Origin of the sequence: Stutzerimonas stutzeri (genome assembly GCF_024448955.1) — a bacterium.
Lineage (GTDB): Bacteria > Pseudomonadota > Gammaproteobacteria > Pseudomonadales > Pseudomonadaceae > Stutzerimonas > Stutzerimonas stutzeri_AQ.
In genome coordinates this window covers 40019-60488 of the sequence record NZ_JAMOIH010000008.1, presented here as the reverse complement: position 1 = coordinate 60488, position 20470 = coordinate 40019, and the positions used below count along the sequence as shown (strand labels likewise).

Annotated in this window: 19 protein-coding genes; 9 read left to right on the top strand and 10 right to left on the bottom strand. The window is 61.0% G+C overall.

What is annotated here, in order from left to right; all coding sequences use genetic code 11:
• Positions 1–32: 32 nt before the first annotated feature.
• Positions 33–986: a putative 2-dehydropantoate 2-reductase gene (locus tag NA645_RS10430; RefSeq protein WP_256048735.1), complete on the bottom strand. Its 954-nt coding sequence runs from the start codon at positions 984–986 to the stop codon at positions 33–35.
• Between the two features lie 274 nt (positions 987–1260).
• Between NA645_RS10430 and NA645_RS10425 the strand changes: the two genes are divergently transcribed.
• Positions 1261–2337, top strand: a complete 1077-nt coding sequence (locus NA645_RS10425; protein ID WP_256048734.1) for a 3-deoxy-7-phosphoheptulonate synthase — start codon at positions 1261–1263, stop codon at positions 2335–2337.
• 46 nt (positions 2338–2383) lie between these two features.
• Here the strand turns inward: NA645_RS10425 and NA645_RS10420 are convergent, their stop codons facing one another.
• On the bottom strand, positions 2384–2674 hold the full coding sequence (locus NA645_RS10420) for a GNAT family N-acetyltransferase (RefSeq protein WP_256048733.1): 291 nt from the start codon (positions 2672–2674) through the stop codon (positions 2384–2386).
• Positions 2675–3085: 411 nt separating this feature from the next.
• Here NA645_RS10420 and NA645_RS10415 point away from each other — a divergent pair, with 411 nt between their 5' ends.
• The gene (locus NA645_RS10415) at positions 3086–3340 is read left to right on the top strand and encodes an Lpp/OprI family alanine-zipper lipoprotein (protein WP_131648997.1); all 255 of its coding nucleotides are present in this window, start codon (positions 3086–3088) and stop codon (positions 3338–3340) included.
• Positions 3341–3423: 83 nt separating this feature from the next.
• Here the strand turns inward: NA645_RS10415 and NA645_RS10410 are convergent, their stop codons facing one another.
• From NA645_RS10410 to NA645_RS10400, 3 genes are all read right to left on the bottom strand, one after another.
• Positions 3424–4386, bottom strand: a complete 963-nt coding sequence (locus NA645_RS10410) for a L,D-transpeptidase family protein (RefSeq protein ID WP_256048732.1) — start codon at positions 4384–4386, stop codon at positions 3424–3426.
• A gap of 67 nt (positions 4387–4453) precedes the next feature.
• Positions 4454–4735: a hypothetical protein gene (locus NA645_RS10405; protein ID WP_256048731.1), complete on the bottom strand. Its 282-nt coding sequence runs from the start codon at positions 4733–4735 to the stop codon at positions 4454–4456.
• Positions 4736–4779: 44 nt separating this feature from the next.
• Complete coding sequence (locus NA645_RS10400) at positions 4780–5385, bottom strand: arylesterase (protein ID WP_256048730.1); 606 nt, start codon at positions 5383–5385, stop codon at positions 4780–4782.
• 10 nt (positions 5386–5395) lie between these two features.
• Here NA645_RS10400 and NA645_RS10395 point away from each other — a divergent pair, with 10 nt between their 5' ends.
• From NA645_RS10395 to NA645_RS10375, 5 genes are all read left to right on the top strand, one after another.
• The gene (locus NA645_RS10395; protein ID WP_256048729.1) at positions 5396–6082 is read left to right on the top strand and encodes an ABC transporter ATP-binding protein; all 687 of its coding nucleotides are present in this window, start codon (positions 5396–5398) and stop codon (positions 6080–6082) included.
• Positions 6079–8580: an ABC transporter permease gene (locus NA645_RS10390; RefSeq protein ID WP_256048728.1), complete on the top strand. Its 2502-nt coding sequence runs from the start codon at positions 6079–6081 to the stop codon at positions 8578–8580. Before NA645_RS10395 ends, NA645_RS10390 begins: the two co-directional genes overlap by 4 nt.
• A gap of 56 nt (positions 8581–8636) precedes the next feature.
• On the top strand, positions 8637–9134 hold the full coding sequence (greB, locus tag NA645_RS10385) for a transcription elongation factor GreB (protein ID WP_256048727.1): 498 nt from the start codon (positions 8637–8639) through the stop codon (positions 9132–9134).
• A gap of 302 nt (positions 9135–9436) precedes the next feature.
• Positions 9437–10375 (top strand): lipase family alpha/beta hydrolase, encoded by a 939-nt coding sequence (locus NA645_RS10380; RefSeq protein WP_256048726.1) that lies wholly within the window; start codon positions 9437–9439, stop codon positions 10373–10375.
• Positions 10376–10421: 46 nt separating this feature from the next.
• Positions 10422–11438: a lipase secretion chaperone gene (locus NA645_RS10375; RefSeq protein ID WP_256048725.1), complete on the top strand. Its 1017-nt coding sequence runs from the start codon at positions 10422–10424 to the stop codon at positions 11436–11438.
• Between the two features lie 3 nt (positions 11439–11441).
• On the opposite strand, the gene NA645_RS10370 is transcribed toward NA645_RS10375, so the two are convergent.
• Positions 11442–12851, bottom strand: coding sequence for a transglycosylase SLT domain-containing protein (locus tag NA645_RS10370; RefSeq protein ID WP_256048724.1), 1410 nt, complete (start codon positions 12849–12851; stop codon positions 11442–11444).
• Between the two features lie 179 nt (positions 12852–13030).
• On the opposite strand from NA645_RS10370, the gene NA645_RS10365 reads away from it, so the two are divergent.
• Together NA645_RS10365 and NA645_RS10360 are read left to right on the top strand one after the other, a co-directional pair.
• The gene (locus NA645_RS10365; protein WP_256048723.1) at positions 13031–13852 is read left to right on the top strand and encodes a TatD family hydrolase; all 822 of its coding nucleotides are present in this window, start codon (positions 13031–13033) and stop codon (positions 13850–13852) included.
• A gap of 82 nt (positions 13853–13934) precedes the next feature.
• The gene (locus NA645_RS10360) at positions 13935–15407 is read left to right on the top strand and encodes a methyl-accepting chemotaxis protein (protein ID WP_256048722.1); all 1473 of its coding nucleotides are present in this window, start codon (positions 13935–13937) and stop codon (positions 15405–15407) included.
• Positions 15408–15517: 110 nt separating this feature from the next.
• Here the strand turns inward: NA645_RS10360 and NA645_RS10355 are convergent, their stop codons facing one another.
• The 4 genes from NA645_RS10355 to NA645_RS10340 all read right to left on the bottom strand — a co-directional run bounded on the left by NA645_RS10355 (position 15518) and on the right by NA645_RS10340 (position 20337).
• Complete coding sequence (locus tag NA645_RS10355; RefSeq protein WP_256048721.1) at positions 15518–16315, bottom strand: acyl-CoA thioesterase; 798 nt, start codon at positions 16313–16315, stop codon at positions 15518–15520.
• Between the two features lie 93 nt (positions 16316–16408).
• The gene (locus NA645_RS10350) at positions 16409–18427 is read right to left on the bottom strand and encodes a transglutaminase TgpA family protein (protein WP_256048720.1); all 2019 of its coding nucleotides are present in this window, start codon (positions 18425–18427) and stop codon (positions 16409–16411) included.
• Complete coding sequence (locus NA645_RS10345) at positions 18424–19386, bottom strand: DUF58 domain-containing protein (RefSeq protein ID WP_256048719.1); 963 nt, start codon at positions 19384–19386, stop codon at positions 18424–18426. The genes NA645_RS10350 and NA645_RS10345 overlap by 4 nt, the downstream gene beginning before the upstream one ends.
• Before the next feature lie 33 nt (positions 19387–19419).
• Complete coding sequence (locus NA645_RS10340; protein ID WP_256048718.1) at positions 19420–20337, bottom strand: AAA family ATPase; 918 nt, start codon at positions 20335–20337, stop codon at positions 19420–19422.
• Positions 20338–20470 lie beyond the last annotated feature (133 nt).

Sequence of the window (20470 nt, the reverse complement as noted above, 5' to 3'; positions counted from 1 at the left end):
ACAGCCGATTGAGGTTACCCAAAGTGCGTTGGCTAGCGGCCTGGTCGCCCGGCAATAAAGCATAAGGCCTGGTACAGAGCCTCGGTCTTGGGCATCACAAATCCCGCATTCGCAGCTGCGGCCAGCGGAGCGGCATAGATCGAATCGAGCTCCAACGCGCGCCCGTGCGCATGATCGTGATACATGCTCGGCAGATAATTGGGCATATGATCAGTGGCCATCATCATCCGATCCACGAGCACTTCAGGTAGCGGGTGACCACAAGCCGCGGCAGCTCCACAGACTTCGAGCATGATTGACCTGACCAGCGCTCGACTGTCCGGATTGGACCTCAAGGGTGCGGTGCCGGCATCCAGAAGCACGGAAAGGCCGTTATACGGTACGTTCCACACCAACTTCTGCCAGCGTGCCTGAGCCAGATTGTCGGCCGCGTTGGAATCGACTCCCGCCGCTCGGAACATCGCCACGCCCTCTTCGACCAGCGCCTGCTGTTGCTCCAGGGTGGCTGCCGACCCCGAGTGATAGCCAAGGTTGACCCCGCCAAGCGCCTGATGCTCGACGACACCTAACGCCGAGCGGTGCACGCAGATGAAACAGAGGCCTCCAAGCAGATGAATGTTGTTCGGGAGAACCTGACGCAGGTCCTCCTCGACCCCCAGACCGTTCTGTAAGACCACAACTTTGGCATCCTCTCCCGCCGCCTCCGCGATCAACGGGGTCAGCTCCGGATTACTGGTGCTCTTGGCACCAACCAGCAGCCAATCGCACTTGGGCATATCCGCAGTGCTGCGATAGGCCTGCACCGCATCCAAATGCAACGAGCCATGCACCGCGCTGTTTATCCGTAGCCCGTTCTGCAGGACTGCTTCGTACTCGCTGCGAAGCAGAAAGTGCACGTCATAGCCGGCACGAGCGAGCATCACGCCATAAAAGCCGCCAATAGCACCGGTACCGATGATTCCGATTCGAGGGTTGGGTGCGGTCATACAGGAACTCCAGCTACGGTTCAGTGGGACGCCAAAAATAGCGCGCTTGCAGTCGCCACCTTATCAGCGTCCCAAGGCAGCGCCCAGCCGCCGCGAACGGTCCGCTTTTCGGAGCGAACCTACATTGAGCACACCGCGGTGCAGTCCGGCTTCAAGATTATTGTCGAGGCGAGGCAATACGCGATAAGGTTCCGCTCCCCGCTGCGCCCCAACGCTCCGCTCCGCCGCACCGGGATGGCTGGCGGACGGCTCACGTGACCCTGACGAGTGACAGATGGCTGATCTACCAATCGACGACCTAAACGTTGCATCCAACGTGACCCTCATCACGCCGGAGCAACTGAAGCGTGAACTCCCGCTGACCGCCACGGCATTGCAGACCGTTTCACACGGGCGCCAGGTTGTCCGCGACATCCTAGACGGCAAAGACCACCGCCTGTTTCTGGTAATCGGTCCCTGCTCTATCCATGATCTCAAGGCCGCGCATGAATATGCCGAACGCCTCAAGATCCTGGCGGAGAAGGTGTCCGACAGCCTGTTCCTCGTCATGCGGGTGTACTTCGAGAAACCACGCACCACCGTCGGCTGGAAAGGCCTGATCAACGATCCGTACATGGACGACTCGTTCAAAATTCAGGACGGCCTGCATATCGGTCGCAAGCTGCTACTGGACCTCGCCGAGATGGGCCTGCCTACCGCCACCGAAGCGCTAGACCCCATCTCACCGCAATATCTGCAAGACCTGATCAGCTGGTCGGCAATCGGCGCGCGCACCACTGAATCCCAGACACACCGTGAGATGGCCTCAGGTCTATCCTCCGCAGTGGGTTTCAAAAATGGTACGGACGGCAGCCTGACCGTCGCCATCAATGCGCTGCAATCCGTTTCCAGCCCGCACCGTTTTCTCGGCATCAACCAGTCCGGTGGCGTATCCATCGTGACCACCAAGGGCAACGCCTACGGGCATGTGGTTCTGCGCGGGGGCAATGGCAAGCCGAACTACGACTCGGTCAGCGTGGCGGTATGCGAACAGGAATTGAACAAGGCTGGCGTTACCCCCAACATCATGGTCGACTGCAGCCATGCGAACTCCAACAAGGACCCTGCGCTGCAGCCTTTGGTCATGGAAAACGTGGCCAATCAGATCCTCGAGGGGAACAACTCGATCGTCGGATTGATGGTGGAAAGCCATTTGGGCTGGGGTAATCAGCCTATTCCAAAAGACCTGTCGGACTTGAAGTACGGTGTATCCGTCACCGACGCCTGCATCGATTGGGAAGCCACCGAGAAAGCCATTCTTGGCATGCATGCAAAGCTGAAGGATGTATTGCCCAAGCGCGCCCGCGGCTGACGGCTATTTCTGGTTCGAGAAAACGCCGCTTGCCGGCGTTTTCCTTTTATTCGCTTTCGATAATATCCGTTGAGTTGCCCTGTCGCTCGATATACCGCTCTACGTACGAACAGGATGGAATCACCGTATAGCCTTCACGCTGGGCGTAATCCAGCGCGTGCTGCGCCAGTACAGCCGCAACGCCACGGCCGCGAAGCGCATCAGGCACGAAAGTCCTGTAGATATCCAGGGTCTGCTTACCCAAATCTACATAAGCCAGGTAGGCGCGATAGCCGTCCACGGTAGTTTCGAACTGGTGGCTCGTCCGGTCATGGTGGATGGTTAGCTTGTCGGTCATCTAGCCTCCTCAGCAGGCTTGCTGCCTTCAACTTGAGAGGTGCATGCGGAGCCCGCACATTCCCCATTTTCTTGTTTGTTTGACGACGCATGCTACCGCTATGTAAGACGTCGCTTCAATTGCTTAAAGCTGGCGATGCCCTACGTCTGGGCGATTGATGCTTTTCATTTGCCGTAGCGCTGCGAAGTGCAACTTTTCAGCATCCCGACCGGTCCATGTAACGAGTGCAACGCTGGCTCTGATTGTTTTTCAGCCAATCTGGCTAGCATATGCCGTGAAAGAATGAGCTTGCAGAAAAATTGTGGTAGCCGCTGCTTGCCTCAGTTTACTTAGCGCAACTAATCGGTAGTATGTGCGCGCCAACTTTCCATAACGGAAGTTGCCATGGATTTCATCCTTAAGGGGAACACGATGAACAACGTTCTGAAATTTTCTGCTCTGGCTTTCGCCGCAGTTCTGGCTACTGGGTGCAGCAACAGCATGACTCAGGAAGGCGAAGCCCGTCTGACCGCGACCGAAGACGCCGCTGCTCGTGCCCAGGCTCGTGCTGACGAAGCGTACAGCAAGGCCGACGAGGCTCTGCAGGCTGCTCAGAAGGCTCAGCAAACTGCTGATGAAGCCAATGAGCGTGCACTGCGTATGCTGGAACGCGCCAGCCGCAAGTAAGCTTCAGGCGATAAAAAAAGCCGACCTGCTCCAGGTCGGCTTTTTTATGGGGGACCGATTACCTCTCGGTTCGGTGGCCGCTGTCAGAAGATCGGGTCGTCCTGGCTGGCCAGCGCCTGCCCCTGCTCGGCAATCTGAATCGGCAGGCCGTCTTCACCTGCAATGATCTCCCGCACCATTTCCCAGTCCAACTGCAGCACACCGGCCGCCTCATCACGCTTAAGCAATGTATTGACCACTACGGCGTGCTTATCCATGAGCGTCATGTGCTTGTCTTCGTCCTGTAGCGGCGTATGCGCCTCCAGATAGATCTTGCCTTGGCTCACGCCGAACTTGTAGGGCTCGTCGATGATCCGCACCGCCGTACCGACCTTGACCCGTCCGGCCAGCTCCAGCACGTTGTGATTGAGCATTCGGAAGCAACCGTGGCTAACACGCATGCCGATACCGAACTTCTTGTTCGAACCGTGGATAAGGTAGCCAGGCATGGCCAACGTCATCTTGTACGGGCCAAGCGGGTTGTCCGGCCCCGGCGGCACGACCTTCGGCAGCGGATCGCCCTCGGCGGCGTGCTCGTCTCGAATCGACTGCGGCGGATACCAGGCAGGATTACTGGTCATCGCTGAAATGCGGGTATTGCCTACAGGCGAGCCCCACCCCTCCCGCCCGATTCCGAGGGGAAAGGTGTGTACGACGTTTTCGCCCTTCGGGTAGTAATACAGCCGATACTCAGCCAGGTTGATCACGATGCCTTCGCGCGGACCGGGCGGCAGAATGAAGCGCGTCGGCAGGATGATGTCGGTACCTTCACCCGGTAGCCATGGATCGACGCCCGGATTAGCCGCAACCAGCTCCAGATAGCCCAGATCATGCGTCTCGCCCAGCGCCGCGAAGGTGTCCTCATATTTGGCCTTGATGACCTGGATCTGCCCAACCACGTCCTCGCCTTCCGGGGGCAACGGCAACTCCAGCGCAGCGGAGCGGCCGGCCAACAGCAAAGCAGCGAAGGACAAACAGGAGGCGACTACAGACGCACGCGAGAGCATCAGGGGTTCCTTGGAAAAATTGATCGTGTTGCCGGCGATTGTACTCGAAGCGATGGCGGCAGCCGAGCTACCAGGCACTAACAGCAGACGGGAGGCCTTTGCGCTGTGCGCTCAGCGCGTCGCGGCATGCCGGACAGAGCTGGCGACTCTTGAGAGCAGAGCGCTCGAGATCCTGCCAGTGCGGTCGCGCAGGCAGAAAACCGCCACAGAGCGTACGGTCACCCCGGCCACTCAATTCGAGCTGACGCAACGCCAGATGCAGACGATTCTCGCGACAGGCGAAAAGGTCGAACTGCTCGTCCGGGACGATGAGGCGATAGGCAAATAGGGTCCAGGCTGGGCGCGGCATCTGAGGCTCCAATCGAGGGCCGCGACAGTAGCCGCGCGCGCACCTCAAAGCAAGGGTTCGAGCACTGGCCAAACGTTATCCAGCAACCGTTGCTGCGCACCTGCGGTAGGGTGGATGCGATCGGACTGCATCATGCCTTCGACCCCGCCCACGCCCTCAAGAAGGAATGGCACGTAAGGCAGCTCTTTTTCCTCAGCAAGCGAGTCAAATGCCTGAGCGAACGCCGTCGTGTATCGTTGGCCGAGATTGGGTGGCATCCTCATGCCCAACAGCAGCACGCTGGCTCCCGCTTGCTGCGACATCTCGGTCATCGCCGCAAGATTCTGTTTCAATTGCACCGGAGATTGACCACGCAGCCCATCGTTGCCACCGAGCTCCAGAATCACCACTTCCGGCTCATGCTCATCGAGCAATGCCGGCAGCCTGGAAAGCCCGCCAGCGCTGGTGTCGCCACTGATCGAGGCGTTCACCACCTGATGTTCCAGCGCCTCCGAGTCAAGGCGTTGCTGAAGTAAATGGACCCATCCCTGGTTGGTTTCCAGCCCGAAAGCGGCGCTGATACTATCCCCGACCACCAGCACCGTTCCCGCCACGGCTCCCTGAGCCCAGCACAACAACACCAAAACTCCACATTTCAGCCAATTTCGCATCGGAATCTCCATGAGCGCCAGCATTCTCTACGCCCGGAACCTTAGCAAAGCGGTACCCAGCGCGGAAGGCGAGCTGGTGATACTCGATGATGTCTCCCTGAATCTGAACAAGGGCGACAGCCTGGCCATTGTTGGCACGTCAGGCTCCGGCAAGTCGACCCTGCTCGGTCTGCTTGCCGGCCTGGATCTCCCCAGTTCGGGCGAGGTACGGCTGGTTGATCATTCGCTCGCCGAATTGGACGAAGATCAGCGCGCCAGGGTGCGTGCTGAACATGTCGGCTTCGTTTTTCAGTCGTTCCAGCTGCTCGATAGCCTCAATGCACTGGAAAACGTCATGCTCCCGCTGGAGTTGCATGGCCGCCGCGATGCCCTGACGCAGGCAACCGAGTTGCTCGAACGAGTCGGTTTGGGCGCTCGTTTGCATCACTATCCCAGGCAGTTGTCTGGTGGCGAACAGCAACGTGTCGCGGTCGCCCGCGCCTTCGCCGCGGAACCCAAAATACTGTTTGCCGACGAGCCGACCGGTAATCTGGATAGTCATACCGGCGCGAACATCACCGAGTTGCTTTTCGAACTGAATAGAGAGCGCGGTACGACGCTGGTGCTGGTCACCCATGACGAACGGTTGGCACAGCGCTGCCAGCACCTGCTCCGCCTGGAAGGCGGTCGCGAACTTCGCGACGAGCAGACCCGATGAAGCGCGTGCCCGCCAGCCGACTGGCTGCCCTGGCGCTGCGCCAACTGTTACGGGACGCTCGCGCTGGAGAGCTGCGCGTGTTGTTTTTCGCGCTATTGATTGCAGTCGCGGCCAGCACCGCCATCGGCTATTTCGGCGCACGCCTGAACGATGCGATGCTGCTGCGCGCCACTGAGTTTCTGGGTGCCGATCTGGTCTTGCGAGGCAGCGAACCCGCCGAGCCAGCCCAGGTTGAGGCGGGCCTCCGCCTTCAGCTCGACCATTCTGGTGTGGTGGAGTTTTCCAGCGTTGTCGCGACCGATGACAACCTGCAACTGACTAGCGTCAAGGCCGCCGACAGTAATTACCCACTGCGCGGCGAACTGCGCAGCGCAGCCGCGCCTTATCAACCGGAACAAGCCGGCCCCGGCCCGCAGCCGGGCGAAGCCTGGGCCGAAGCGCGCCTGTTCGCCGCACTCGACCTGCAGATCGGCGACTACATCGAAGTCGGCAACAAGCCATTGCAGCTGACTCGGGTGCTGACTTACGAACCGGACCGAGTCGGAGATTTCTACAGCCTGACCCCTCGCGTCTTGATGCACCTCGACGATCTGAATGCAACCGGCGTCGTGCAGCCTGGTAGCCGCGTACGTTATCGCGAACTCTGGCGCGGCTCGGCGACTCAGCTCAAAGCCTATGAAGAGGCGATTAAACCTGAGCTGCAAGCGCATCAACGCATCGAGACAGCCAAGGACGGCAATCGCCAGATCGGTGGCGCCTTGGGGCGCGCCGAGCGCTACCTGAACCTGGCCAGCTTGGCCGCAGTGCTGCTTGCCGGTGTCGCGGTAGCCTTGTCGGCTGCTCGTTTCGCTGCTCGCCGCTTCGACGCCAGCGCCCTGCTGCGCTGCCTTGGGCTGTCCCGGCGCGAGGCGCTGATGCTCTACACATTGCAGTTGGGTTATCTAGGCCTGGTTGCCAGCGTAGCTGGCGCATTGTTGGGGTGGGCGGCTCAACATGGTCTGTTTTTCCTACTTCGCGATCTTGTAGTCAGCGAAGTGCCGCCGGCCACGCTCTGGCCAGCTCTGGCGGGGATCGCCACCGGCTTGGTCGCCCTGGCTGGTTTCGCCTTGCCGCCGCTGGCTGCGTTAGGCCGCGTGCCGCCACTGCGGGTGCTGCGCCGTGACATGTTGCCGGTCCCGCCTAGTTCCTGGCTGGTGTATGGAGCCGCAGTGTTAGCTCTCGGGCTGATCATGTGGCGCCTGAGCCTGGACTTGCAGATCACCCTGGCATTACTGGGTGGCGGCCTGCTGGCCACTCTCGTACTCGGCGGACTGCTGTTACTGGCGCTGCGCGGATTGCGCCGCACCCTTTCGGGCGCCTCGCTGCGATGGCGTCTGGGTCTTGGACAGCTGCTTCGCCATCCGCTTGCCGCAGCCGGCCAATCACTGGCCTTTGGGCTGATCCTGCTGGCCATGGCGCTGATTGCACTGCTGCGCGGCGAATTGCTCGATACCTGGCAAGACCAGCTACCGGACGACGCACCCAACCACTTCGTGCTTAACATCCTGCCGGCTGACCGCGATGCGTTCGCCGAACGTATCGAGAGCCTGTCGGATCACAGCGCACCCTTGTATCCAGTGGTGCCTGGTCGCCTGGTCGCGATCAACGGTGAACCGGTGCGCCAGCTGGTCAGCAAGGAAAGCCAGGGTGAGCGAGCGATTCGCCGGGACCTGAGCCTGACCTGGGCGGCTGAGCTCCCATCCGACAATCATCTGACCGCAGGCCACTGGTGGGACGGCAAACGCAGCGAGCTGCCGGGCGTCTCTGTCGAAGCCGAGTTGGCCGAAAGTCTGCAAGTGAAGCTAGGCGACCGACTCAGCTTCACGGTCGGCGGGCTGACCCGAGACGTCAGCGTGACCAGCCTGCGCGAGGTCAACTGGGACAGCTTCCAGCCTAACTTCTACATGATCTTCGAACCAGACACCTTGCAGGACGTGCCCGCAACCTACATGACCAGCTTTCATCTGCCCGAAGGCAAGGACCGTGAACTGGTGCAGCTGGCACGAGATTTCCCGTCGGCGACGATATTGCAAGTCGAGGCCTTGCTCAGTCAGCTGCGCAGCATCCTGGCGCAGGTTTCGCTCGCGGTGGAATACGTGCTGATGTTCGTTCTGGCGGCAGGCCTGGCGGTACTGTTCGCTGGGCTGCAGGCGACCCTGGACGAGCGCATCCGCCAAGGGGCCCTTTTGCGCGCACTGGGAGCAGAACGCAAATTGTTGCTCAAAGCCAGGCGTGCTGAGTTCGGCGTGCTCGGCGCCGCCAGCGGCCTGCTTGCGGCATTGGGCTGCGAATTGGTCAGCGCCCTGCTCTACCACTTCGTTTTCGACTTGCGCTGGGAACCCCATCCCTGGCTCTTGTTGCTGCCATTGATCGGCGCGCTGCTGGTCGGTTCGGCTGGCGTAATAGGCACGCGCCGAGCATTGAACGCCAGCCCGCTAAGTGTGCTTCGCGAAAGCTAAGCCAGCGAAGCACAAGTGCTTTTAGAATGTGCCTTTCTTGCCTTACCGGATAACCCATGAGCCGCTATCGTCCTCCCCGCCCCGCCGGCACACCACTGATCACGCCCGAGGGGGAGGCACGGTTGCGTGCCGAGCTGCACGAGCTTTGGCATGTCAGACGCCCGCAGGTCACCCAGGCGGTTAGCGAAGCGGCGGCACAGGGCGACCGCTCCGAAAATGCCGAATATACCTACGGCAAGAAAATGCTGAGGGAGATAGACAGCCGAGTGCGCTTTCTCACCAAACGACTGGAAAAACTCAAGGTCGTCAGCCAGAAGCCGAGCGACCCGGACAAAGTGTACTTTGGCGCCTGGGTGACCATAGAAGATGAAGAGGGTGAACAAGCCCGCTATCGCATCGTCGGACCGGACGAACTGGACCTGCGCCAAGGCTTGATCAGCATTGATTCTCCGTTGGCCCGCGCATTGGTTGGCAAAGCACTGGATGCCGAGGTGCAGGTGCAAACGCCAACCGGCCCGAAGCTTTGGTACATCATCGCCGTCGCCTATCCATGACCAAGCAGTTCATACGTGACTAATGAGTCGCGATCTCTCAAGAACTGCGTCGATATTGCCTTTAACTTTCCAAACCATCACCTTCTTACTCACATCAGCGTTCCGTCCGGTAACAGGCGAATCGGTGCATCGCGATAGCTAAACGACATCAGCGACGCTAGGTGCGCCACGCCAGAGCGGACGCTCTCGATCATTGCGGAACTGGCACGATTGCTGCGCTTGTTCGGCGGCAGTACGCGCAGCGCGCGGTGAATGGCGAGGGACTGCTCAATGCCCGATTCACCTACTGATTGAGTGCATCCATGAATAACAAGAAGACGCTGATCGCTCTATGTCTCGGTGCCGTCATGGCCAGCAGCCAAGTGCATGCAGGCCTGTTCGGCTCGAGCGGCTACACCCAGACGCGTTACCCGATCGTCCTTTCCCACGGCATGCTCGGCTTCGACAGCATTCTGGGGATCGATTATTGGTATGGCATTCCACATGCGCTTCGGCGTGACGGCGCGCAGGTCTATGTGACTGAAGTCAGCCAGCTCAACACCTCGGAACTTCGCGGCGAAGAGTTGCTGGATCAGGTCGAGGAGATCGTCGCGATCAGCGGCAAATCCAAGGTGAACCTGATCGGCCATAGTCACGGCGGACCGACCGTGCGCTACGTCGCCGCCGTACGCCCCGATCTGGTTGCGTCGATCACTACCGTCGGCGCACCTCATAAAGGTTCGGATGTGGCCGATCTGATTCGCAAAATTCCAGAGGGCTCTGGTGGCGAAGCCATTGTGGCCGGCCTGGTCAATACCATGGGCAGCTTGATTCATTTCCTTTCCGGCAGCCCAAGCACCCACCCACAAAACTCGCTCGGAACACTCGAATCGCTTCATAGCGAGGGCGCCGCGCGTTTCAACGCGAAATATCCGCAGGGTATTCCAACCAGTAAATGCGGCGAGGGCGCACACAAAGTCAACGGTGTTCGCTACTACTCCTGGAGCGGCACCAGCCCGGTGACCAACCCACTGGATATTAGCGACGCGATGATGGGCGCCGGTTCGCTCGCGTTCGATGGTCCCAATGACGGCCTGGTCGGACGCTGCAGCTCTCACCTCGGCATGGTGATCCGCGACAACTATCGGATGAACCACCTGGATGAGGTCAATCAGGTTCTCGGGCTGACCAGTTTGTTCGAAACCGATCCGTTGACCGTCTACCGTCAGCATGCCAACCGCCTCAAGAACGCGGGTCTCTGAGCTGCGGCCGGGGCCATCGGCCCCGGCTCCGATACAAGGCATCTCGATGAAAAAACTTGCGATCTTGTTTCTGCTCACCGTGGCCATCGGCGTCCTGATCGACTGGCGAGATCCGGATAATCCGGCCTCCACCCAAGAAACGTCCGAGCCACCGCCTTTCACACCATCCACATCTGCTCAAATAGGTAGCCGCCCACCCGCTGTACCGCCGGTGCCGACCCAGGCAACCCGCCGTCTACCAGCCTCCTTCGCCGGTACAGCGGTGGACGGCCAACTTCGAACCGATGCCATGGGCAAGCTGATCATCGACGGTGATATTCGTCGTGTATTCGACTATTTCCTGGCATCGATTGGCGAGGAGCCGATAGACGCCAGCGTTTCTCGCCTGCGTCGTTATGTCGAAGAGCAGCTCCCGCAACCTGCCGAGGGCCAGGCGCTGCGGTTGCTAGGCCAGTATCTCGACTACAAGCGGCAACTGCTGATACTCGAGCAGGACCATACGCAACTGGCCGATCTGAATGCCATGCGAGAACGGCTGAATGCGGTTCGGCAGCTGCGCGCCGGGATATTCGACAGCGAGGCCCATCAGGCTTTCTTTGGGCTGGACGAAGCCCTCGATAGTTTTACGCTGGAACGGCTGGCGATTCGTCATGACCCAGCGCTCGATGCCGCAGCGAAGGGAGCCGCCATCGATCGCCTGCGAGACGGCTTACCAGCCGATCTGCTGGTTACGCTCGTGCCGCAGCTACAGACGGAGCTACGCGAACAGACACAAGCCTTGCAAGCCAGTGGCGCCACCGCAAGGGAGCTGCGTCGGCTGCGCCAGCAGGTGGTGGGCAATGCCGCAACCGAGCGCCTGGAAAAGCTCGATCTCAAAAGAAATCAATGGCAAGAACGAGTGGCAGCCTATCGCGAAGACAAAGCTCGCATAGAAAACAGCCGCGGCCTTGGCGAAGCGGAAAAGCGCACCGCGATCGCACGCATGGCAGCGGAGCGCTTCGATGAAAACGAGCGTCAGCGGCTGCAGGTCGTTGAACGGTTGCTTGTACAGCGAAGTGACTAGCGGTCAGTTGGCCGCGGCGCTTTGCGGTCCACCTTCGAGCAGATAGCGTTCGCGTGTGTAAGCCAGGTAATACTTGTTCACCGCGTTGACATAGCTGACGACGCCCATTCCCATGGTTTCCATGGCAATCCGTTCGACCTGAAAAAACCATTGGTCCGGGTTCAGCCCGCGGCGGCGGGCCTCGGCCCGCATGCTTTGCACCCGCTGAGGCCCCATGTTGTAGGCAGCCAGGATGAACGCCATGCGTTCGCGCTCGTTGAGCTTGGGACTGGCGAAAAATTCGCGTCGTATGTTGGCCAGATACTTCGCGCTGGCCAGTACATTGTTGTCCAGCTTGCCGATATCGCTGACGCCCATGCTGCGGGCAGTGGCCGGGGTTACCTGCATGAGTCCGGTGGCACCCGAAGCGCCACGGGCCGCCGGGTTGAGAGTCGACTCCTTGAACGCGAGTGCAGCCAGATTGAGCCAATCCATATCCTGCTGCTGAGCATGCCGCTGCAACGTCGGACGCACCTTCTCCAGGCGCTGTCGCCCGACGCGATCAAGTGGATACTGCACCCGATAAAGGCGTCGATAGACCCGAACGAAAGCGGCGTCCTGATTATCCGGCGCACTGTAGCCCTTGAGAAAGCGGTCGACGTTCGCGCGCAACGTGCTCGCCTCCTTTCGCATGAACCAGTGCATGTCGGAGCGCTTGCCCAGCACCAGCTGCGATTCGATACGCAGTTTCGGCAGCACCTTCGCCCAGCGTTCGGCGATGGTCTGTTCGACCACGGTCGCTGGATAAACGCCCGCCTGCACCATCTCCAGCACATCTTCCACGGCAAGCGTTGGGTCGACCCACTCGACCGCAATCGGCGCGCGCCCGGCCTGCATCAACGTCTGGTTGATACTTTCCAGCGCAGCGCTTGCAGCGCTGCCCGCCGGCAATGCCAAACTCCGCCCCGACAACTGCTCGAAGCTTTTATAGCGATGGCCGCCTTGTCGACCTACCAGCACCATCGGAACCTCGTCGACAACAGCCCGACTGCGACTTACCCTGCGCAGCGCGCCAAGATCGAGGAGCTCTCCGGGTGCGACTAGATCACCCTCGCCTCTTTGCAGAGCGCCAAGCAATTGGTCTTTGGCTTTCGGAATGATTTCCAGGGTGATCGACGAGCCCTTCGAACCGCGATTGAGAAACTGCTCGAATGCACGCAGACGCACATATTCGACACCGATGGCTTCGCCCTTGACCTCGCCCGAGCTGTTGCGGCTCTGATTGACCAGCACCCGCAACGTCCCGCTGCGGCGAATCTCGGCCAGATCGCGTACCGTCTCCGTCGGTTGCCATGCCTGCGGGCCAACCACGCGCGCAGCGGCTGGCCAGGATGCAAGCATCAGCAGACACAGCAGGGACAATAGACGGATCATTTAGGCTTATGCGCTCGAACGGAACTAAAGCAGGGATGGGCCACCCCCTGCTGAGAGGTGGCGAAGGTTCTCACAGGCGTTGCTGAGCCGCCAGCGATAGCTTTCAACTAGCATTAGATAACGAATCTAATCTATTGATACGTAACGTTATATTTTCATCTTATAAGCGAGACAGTTTCATGCAACTTGTCGACATCGGTGTCAACCTGACCCACCCGAGCCTATCCCGTGACCCACGCGCCATCCTGGATCGCGCCTACGCGGCCGGCGTCGCACAGCTGATACTGACGGGCACCAGCATCGAAGAGAGCGAAGCGGCTTTGGCACTCTGCCGCGAGCTGGATGAAAGCCGACAACGCTTGTTTTGCACGGCGGGCATTCATCCTCATGATGCGAACCAGTGGACCGCGGAAACCGCCAACCAACTGAAAGGTTTACTCGCCGAGCCGGAGGTTCGGGCAGTCGGTGAGTGCGGTCTGGATTTCAACCGCGACTTCTCCCCTCGCGCTCAACAGGAGCGGGTTTTGGAAGAGCATCTGCAGCTGGCGGTGGAGACCGGGCTGCCGGTGTTTCTTCATGAGCGCGACGCCGATCAGCGCCTGGTAGAGATCCTGCGACCTTTTCGCGATCAGCTCAGCGCCGCGGTCGTGCATTGCTTCACCGGGGAGAAACGTGCCCTTTATGCCTATCTGGATCTCGACCTGCACATCGGCATCACCGGCTGGATCTGCGACGAGCGTCGCGGCACCCACTTGCATCCACTGGTTCGCGAGGTTCCTGCAGCACGACTGATGCTCGAAAGCGATGCGCCCTACCTGCTGCCCCGTACGCTGCGCCCCAAACCCAAGGGTGGTCAGAATGAACCCGCCTTTCTGCCGGAGGTTTTGCGTGAGGTCGCCCGCCATCGCCGCGTAAGCGAAGAGGAACTGGCTGCCTCCAGTACCGCGTGCGCCCAGACGTTTTTTGGTATTTCGCGTCTGGCTGAGGCTATACAGCCCTAAAGCCAGACGTTGTCCTGCCGTTATAAGAACTGGTTCTCAACGTTCTGCAAACACCTCCTGCCACTACATATGAAGCGCGCTCATGGTTCTTTGGATTCGCGATCTTTCCCTGAAGTACAAATTCTGGGCCCTGAATATGGTGACCTTCGTCACCACCCTGCTGCTGGTGCTGTTCGCGTTACAGCTCGAGCAGGGGGCACGCAGCCAGGATGCGCAGACCAGCGCCCAAGAAATGGCCAGCGTGCTGCAGAGTTGGCCGCAGGAAGGCGCGCTTGCGCGGCACCCCGATGTGTTGGTGTTTGCGGCAGGTCAGCCGGTAGTCATCGAAGGCCAAAGCTCCGCACCGCGCCAGGGCTGGATGGACATCGATCACGACCGCTTTTTCGCGACCACCCCGGTCATTGGCGCGCAGCTGATTGCCAGGCCAGGCGGCGAAAACCTTGCGGTTCTGGCTCGCACACCCAGCGTCTTGCAGCTGCTGAAGGAGCACTTCTTCAGCTACGCGCTGGCGGTCGCTGTGCTGATGTTGGCGTTGCTGGCGGCTTCGCAGGTGATGATTCGCTTCCTCCTCAGCCATCTCAACACCTTGAAAGACGTCATGCTGCATGTGGAGCGCAGCGGTGATCTTGCCGTGCGAGTACCGCTGGATAGCCGCGATGAAGTCGGACAGATGGCCGCCGCGTTCAATGCCATGCAGGCCGGCTACCAGCGCATCGTCGGTACCGTGACCCAGGCTGCGACACGTTTGGACGAAGGGGCCAGTCGCCTGGCTTCTAGCATGAGCGATGTTCGCCAAGGCATGCTTGGCCAGAAGAGCGAAACCGATCAGGCGGCTACCGCGATCAACGAAATGACCGCGACCGTCCACCACATCGCCGATCACGCGCGGGAAACACGGGACCAATCCCAGCATGCCGACCGCCTCGCAGGCGACGGGCACAGTGTCGTGACCCGCGTCGAACGCTCCATTTCCAGCCTGTCCCAAGGCGTGCAGCAGACGGCCGAGACGATTGGCCAGCTTGCCGCCGACAGTCAGAAGATCAACGGTGTCGTCAGCGTCATTCACAGCATCGCCGAGCAGACCAACCTGCTCGCGCTGAATGCCGCCATCGAAGCGGCTCGTGCCGGCGAGATGGGCCGCGGCTTCGCGGTGGTCGCCGATGAAGTGCGCAATCTGGCCAAACGCGTACAAGTCTCGACTGACGAAATCACCCAGATGATTGCCGGGCTGCAGGCCATGACCCGCGATGCGGTGGAATTCATGCAGGAAAGCTCGTTGAAGGCCGATGATTGCGTGGCCGAAGCCCGTGAGGCGGGACTGGCGCTGGAAGCGATCACCGCAGCAGTGGCGCAGATGCGTGAGAGCAACACGCAGATCGCGGACGCGGCCGAACAGCAGAGCGAGGTGGCAGAAGAGCTCAATCGTTCGGTGACCGGCATTCGTGACGTCACCGAACAGACCGTCACACAGACCGCCGCGTCGGCTACTACCAGTTCAGAGCTGGCGGCTCTCTCCGGAGAGCTGAGCAAGGCGATTCAGCAATTCAAGCTGTGATAAATCCTCGCCGGCGCAAGATCAGCTCGACCTTGCGCCGGTAATGGGCCGCCAGCTGACAGCTCTCAATAACGCCCTAGACGGCTCGAGCCTGACCGCCTAGAAGCGTGTCAGCCAAATACCGTTACCGTCTGGCGACTTAGCGCCACCAGTTCACCCTCGGCTGTCCAGAGTGCCGCGGCACAATGACCGTAACCATCCTGGGCATGCTCGATCACCGCGCGATAGCGACACCATTCGTGGGTGTCGAACTGCGGTACCGGCTGGATGAACTCGATGGTCCAGGTCAGCGAACTGCCAGGTGCGAAGCGCTTCAAATGCGACAGTGGCGCTGGCGGCCAGGCGTCCACCAATGCCAGCAGTTGCGCGACGGTTACAGGTTCGCGTTCGACCTCACCGCGCAGCCGCACCCAGCCGCCCATCTCGCGTGAAGGATTGCCACTGAACGGCAACCCGCCGATGCCCCAGCGCATCGCCAGATAACGGGTGAACTCCGGTGCCACACCCGGAACGAAAGGCAGCTCCACACACTCATCCACCGGCGGCATCGCTGGAGCCGGTTCCGCCGGGACATGGATGGCCGATGCCCGCGCCGCACCGAAACTCCCCTGGATGATGGTCACTACCTGGCCGTCCTGCACAGCCCGCCCAAGAACCTGACTGACAGCCTTACCCTCGCGCAGCACTTCAGCCTCGAAGCTCACCGGGGCATCGACCATCAACGGGCCGACGAAGGTGATGGCCAGCGAGCGTACCGGCCGGCCTTCCGGCACCTGCGCCTGCATAGCCTCATAGACCAGCGCTGCAACCAGCCCGCCAAAGCCCGCACGACCCTGCCCCCATGTGGCGGGTACGATGATGTTGTTCGGGTTTTCACGCACGGCTTGTATCAATTCGGAAAGGGTCATGCCCACCTCGGCTTGTTCTTATCAGTCGGTCATCTTATCGCCGACACGCGAGTAACGGCATGGCATTCGGTGATAACGCACCATCGCGCATCACTATCGTTCGGGCGAGGCTGTTCTTCTGTTTCTGCCGATACCGGAGCGCCACGGGAGCTGACGTCTCACCTTTGCAAGGGCCGCTTTCATCGCGCCTCTGTCAGCCGGACGGCCGGCATAACGAGCCATCTCATAGAGCCGAGAAAAATCGAGGATCGAATCGGCGGCTACCGGAAGCTGACTTGCCGCACGCTCGGCGAAATCCCGCGCCCCCTCGCCCGCCTGCCGCTCGACGCCCTGACGAGCCAGCAGCCGTTCGAAGCGGCGGAACAGGCGCAGCTGCGGGTCGCGCTCACGCCGCCAGGGTTTCAGCAGCATCAAGGCCAGGATGATCATCAACACAGCGGTAGTGATGACCGACAGCAGCCCGAGCTTGCGTTCGTCGAGTTTGCCGAACAGACCTTTCAGAACGTCTAGCTGGCGCTCGCCCTGATAGCCGAGCACCCAACGCTGCCAGCCATAGTTGAGGCTGTCCCAGCCGAATCGCAGCTGGTTCAGCCAGCCGATGTCACGATAGCGCCGCAGCGCCAGCGGGGAATCATCGAGAAGCGCGTCTTCCTCGGAGAGCGCTTGCTCCAGCCCCAGCTCGATGCGCTCGGGCGCTACCTGGAACGTCGGATCGACCGCAATCCAGCCACGATCCGCACTCCAGTATTCGACCCAGGCGTGGGCGTCGAGCTGACGAACCGACAGGTAATTGCCCGACGGGTTGATTTCGCCGCCCTGATAACCCGCCACGACCCGGGCCGGTATGCCAGCGGCGCGCAGGACGAAGGTCATCGCGCCGGCATAGTGAATGCAAAAGCCATTCAGCGTATCGAACAGAAAGCCGTCGACGATATCGGCGCCGACCGATGAAGGCTGCAACGTGTAATGGTAAGGCTGTCGATTGAAATGCTGAAGGAGCGCCTGCACGACGGCTTCGGGGTCCGAATGCTCACGGCGCAACGCCGCGGCCCAAGCACGACTGCGCGGATTGCCTTGCGCGGGAAGCTGTAAGGCGCGCTCCAGCGTGGCGGGCTCGGCGGCGGGTTCGCGCAACGACTCGGGCCATGAGGTCGCCTGATAAAGCAAAGCCTGATGGATCGGGCGCGGGCGCTGCAGGTGGAAATCGGCCATCAGTTGAACGTTGCCAGCATCGACCTGGGCCACGTCCAGCGCGTAGAGCCATGATCGGCCACTGGGCTGCATGACGACGGTGTAACTCACCGCAGTGCCGTCGGGCGTCCACTCAGGCGCCGGCGAAAACTGCGACGCGAGCGACTGGGACCAGCGCCGGCCATCGAAGCGCTCGAAGGTGACGGCCCGCCAGTACAGCTGGTCCCGCTCTGGAATCGGACCTTCGAAGCTGGCCCGGAATGCCAGCTCGGCGGACCGGCTCAGCTCGGCAATATCACCTGGCGACATGCTGTCGGAAAGCCCGGTCACACCACGATCATTGGGCTGCGGCAACGACCAAAGCGGCCCCATGCGTGGGAACAGCACGAACAGCACAAGCATCAGCGGTACGGCTTGCAACAGCAGCGACCCTGCCAGACGCAGCGTCGGCCAGGGGTGAGTATCGGTACTGCTCTGCTGCAGGCCGATCATCGCAGCCAGCAGCGCGGTGACCGGCAGCAGGCTGTAGAGCCCGGCCGGCAGGCTGTCGTTGAACAGGTAACTCGTGGTCACGGCAAAGAACCCGAGGAAGATCAGCACCCAGGCATCGCGCCGGCTGCGCATTTCTAACAGCTTGAGTATGAACGCGGCGATCAGCAGCACGACGCCAGCGTCGAGCCCGATCAGGCCGCCGCGAGAAAGGTACACACCGCCGCCCACGCCGATCATCATCAGCGCTTTTATCCAGCCTCGCGGGTAACGAGCGCGCATACGGAATATTTGCACTCGCCAACTGGCGCAGGCCAGCCAGAGGCCGATGATCCACAACGGCAGATGACCGAGATGCGGCAGGATCACCAGCACCTGAGCGACCAGCAGCCAGATCAGCCCGTTTCGTGGAATCGTCTGGAGCCTGCTCATCGGCGGCCCTCCCGCTCCAGGCCGAACAGCGCCAGCTCGCGCAGGCAATGGTTGCGGTGATCGACGCCGGCGTCCGGGCCGATGGTTGTCGCAGCGATGCGCAAGGCGAAGGGTTGCTGACGTGCCGACAACTCGACGACCCAATGGCAGAGCAGCGACAGCCGTGCCTCGATATCACCGTCGAGCGCATCCAGATCGAGTAACGGCTCCTCCCCGAGCAAGGCAGTGAAATCCTTGACTAGCAAGCCCTGCCCGCGAGAGTAGGCCTTCCAGTTGAGACGTCGCCGCGAGTCGCCCGGCTGCCAGGGTTTGAGCCCTTGGTAGTCGTCGATACCGGGGCCCGATGCGCGGACGCCCTCGCGCTCCTCTTCGGCCGCCCCGCCAGTTTCCGGCAATTTGCCTGCAGCAGGGCGCGGATACACCAGCGCGGCCAGCTGCAGATCGACCCAGCTCCATGCCACCAGGATGCCCAGTGGAAAGCGACTCTCGACACGCAGGCGCCCGGGACGCAGCCAGCCACGGCGTTCGGTCGTCAGGTTCAAGTCGACCTCGCAAGTTCCGCCCGCCGGCACGTCGACCACTTGCAGACCGCTTTTCGGCCATCCCAGCGCGACCGCCTGATAGAGACGCCCACGACTTTCCAGCCTGACCTGCAGGCGCGCCTGTTCACCGAGAAAAACGGCCTGCGAGCCGCCAGCATGCAGCGTGAGCCCGGCCAGATTGCGCCAGGTATGCAGGATCGCGACCATGTAGACCGAGCCGAGCAGGAACGTCAGCGCATAGGCGAGGCTGTTCTGATAATTGATCGCCGCTACCAGCATCAGCAGCAACGCAATCAGAAAGGTTATCCCCACCGGCGTCGGCATGATGAATATTCGCCGCTGGTCGAGGCGCATGCTCGGGCCCGGCGGAATGCGCTTCAACAGCCAGCGATCACGTAGCCGCGGTAGTAGTCGCATGTTGATCCTTTGCGCAATTGCTGCGATTGCCCATCAGAGCGCCGGCACTTCGCGCAACAGCCACTGCACCAGCGCGCCGCCGCCGTGGCCGGTGGCATCGGCGCGCTCACGCAGACGATGGCCGACGACGGACGGCAGCACGGCTTGCACATCTTCAGGTATGGCGTAGTCGCGACCATCGAGAAAGGCCCAGGCGCGTGCCGCGGCCAGCATCGCGAGACTGCCGCGCGGCGACAAGCCCCAGGCGAACTGTGGCTGCGTACGGGTGGCCTCGACCAATCGCAGAACGTAATCGACCAATGCATCGCTGACCCGAACCTGCGCCACTGCACTCTGAATCTCCACCAACGCAGTGCGGTCGAGCAGAGGCTCCAGCCGAACGAGCAGATCGCGGCGCGAATCGCCCAATAACAATGCCTTTTCTGCGGCTTTAGCCGGATAACCCAGCGACAACCGCATGAGGAAGCGATCCAGCTGCGATTCGGGCAAAGAGAACGTACCGCCAGAACTGACCGGGTTCTGCGTAGCGACGACGAAGAAAGGATCGGGCAAAGGCCGCGTGGCGCCCTCGATAGTTACCTGCCCTTCTTCCATGGCTTCGAGCAATGCGCTCTGGCTTTTTGGAGTGGCCCGGTTGATTTCGTCCGCCAGGATCAGCTCGGAGAAGATCGGCCCCGGATGAAACGCAAATTGGCCGCTGTCCTTGTCGAATACTGAGGTGCCGAGGATGTCGCCTGGTAGCAGGTCCGAGGTGAACTGAATCCGCTGGAACTCCAGCCCCATTACCTTGGCGAGAGCGTGGCTGAGGGTCGTCTTGCCCATGCCTGGCAGATCCTCAATCAGCAGATGCCCTCTCGCCAGCAGACAGGCCATGGCCAACCGCACCTGTGATTGCTTGCCGAGCAGTACCTCATTCACCGCTCGCAGACAGACGTCCAATCTCGTGCGCATGCCGCTCTCCTTCAGTTCGTCCAGCGATGCTACTGACACCGGGAGCCTCAGGCAAAGGCGCAGGAAACCTGTTGTGACGAGGTTCCAGGTTGTGATCGAAGGCCGGCGTTAACGAAGATGGATCGAACGGACC

Excerpts from the sequence above, each read along its gene's own strand:
- NA645_RS10370 (WP_256048724.1), bottom strand. The coding sequence starts at position 12,851 with ATGATCCGTCTATTGTCCCTGCTGTGTCTGCTGATGCTTGCATCCTGG.
- NA645_RS10355 (WP_256048721.1), bottom strand. The coding sequence starts at position 16,315 with ATGACCCTTTCCGAATTGATACAAGCCGTGCGTGAAAACCCGAACAAC.
- NA645_RS10375 (WP_256048725.1), top strand. The coding sequence starts at position 10,422 with ATGAAAAAACTTGCGATCTTGTTTCTGCTCACCGTGGCCATCGGCGTC.
- NA645_RS10350 (WP_256048720.1), bottom strand. The coding sequence starts at position 18,427 with ATGAGCAGGCTCCAGACGATTCCACGAAACGGGCTGATCTGGCTGCTG.
- NA645_RS10400 (WP_256048730.1), bottom strand. The coding sequence starts at position 5,385 with ATGCGAAATTGGCTGAAATGTGGAGTTTTGGTGTTGTTGTGCTGGGCT.
- NA645_RS10430 (WP_256048735.1), bottom strand. The coding sequence starts at position 986 with ATGACCGCACCCAACCCTCGAATCGGAATCATCGGTACCGGTGCTATT.
- greB (WP_256048727.1), top strand. The coding sequence starts at position 8,637 with ATGAGCCGCTATCGTCCTCCCCGCCCCGCCGGCACACCACTGATCACG.
- NA645_RS10360 (WP_256048722.1), top strand. The coding sequence starts at position 13,935 with ATGGTTCTTTGGATTCGCGATCTTTCCCTGAAGTACAAATTCTGGGCC.
- NA645_RS10420 (WP_256048733.1), bottom strand. The coding sequence starts at position 2,674 with ATGACCGACAAGCTAACCATCCACCATGACCGGACGAGCCACCAGTTC.
- NA645_RS10415 (WP_131648997.1), top strand. The coding sequence starts at position 3,086 with ATGAACAACGTTCTGAAATTTTCTGCTCTGGCTTTCGCCGCAGTTCTG.
- NA645_RS10405 (WP_256048731.1), bottom strand. The coding sequence starts at position 4,735 with ATGCCGCGCCCAGCCTGGACCCTATTTGCCTATCGCCTCATCGTCCCG.
- NA645_RS10340 (WP_256048718.1), bottom strand. The coding sequence starts at position 20,337 with ATGCGCACGAGATTGGACGTCTGTCTGCGAGCGGTGAATGAGGTACTG.
- NA645_RS10380 (WP_256048726.1), top strand. The coding sequence starts at position 9,437 with ATGAATAACAAGAAGACGCTGATCGCTCTATGTCTCGGTGCCGTCATG.
- NA645_RS10390 (WP_256048728.1), top strand. The coding sequence starts at position 6,079 with ATGAAGCGCGTGCCCGCCAGCCGACTGGCTGCCCTGGCGCTGCGCCAA.
- NA645_RS10395 (WP_256048729.1), top strand. The coding sequence starts at position 5,396 with ATGAGCGCCAGCATTCTCTACGCCCGGAACCTTAGCAAAGCGGTACCC.
- NA645_RS10345 (WP_256048719.1), bottom strand. The coding sequence starts at position 19,386 with ATGCGACTACTACCGCGGCTACGTGATCGCTGGCTGTTGAAGCGCATT.
- NA645_RS10410 (WP_256048732.1), bottom strand. The coding sequence starts at position 4,386 with ATGCTCTCGCGTGCGTCTGTAGTCGCCTCCTGTTTGTCCTTCGCTGCT.
- NA645_RS10425 (WP_256048734.1), top strand. The coding sequence starts at position 1,261 with ATGGCTGATCTACCAATCGACGACCTAAACGTTGCATCCAACGTGACC.
- NA645_RS10365 (WP_256048723.1), top strand. The coding sequence starts at position 13,031 with ATGCAACTTGTCGACATCGGTGTCAACCTGACCCACCCGAGCCTATCC.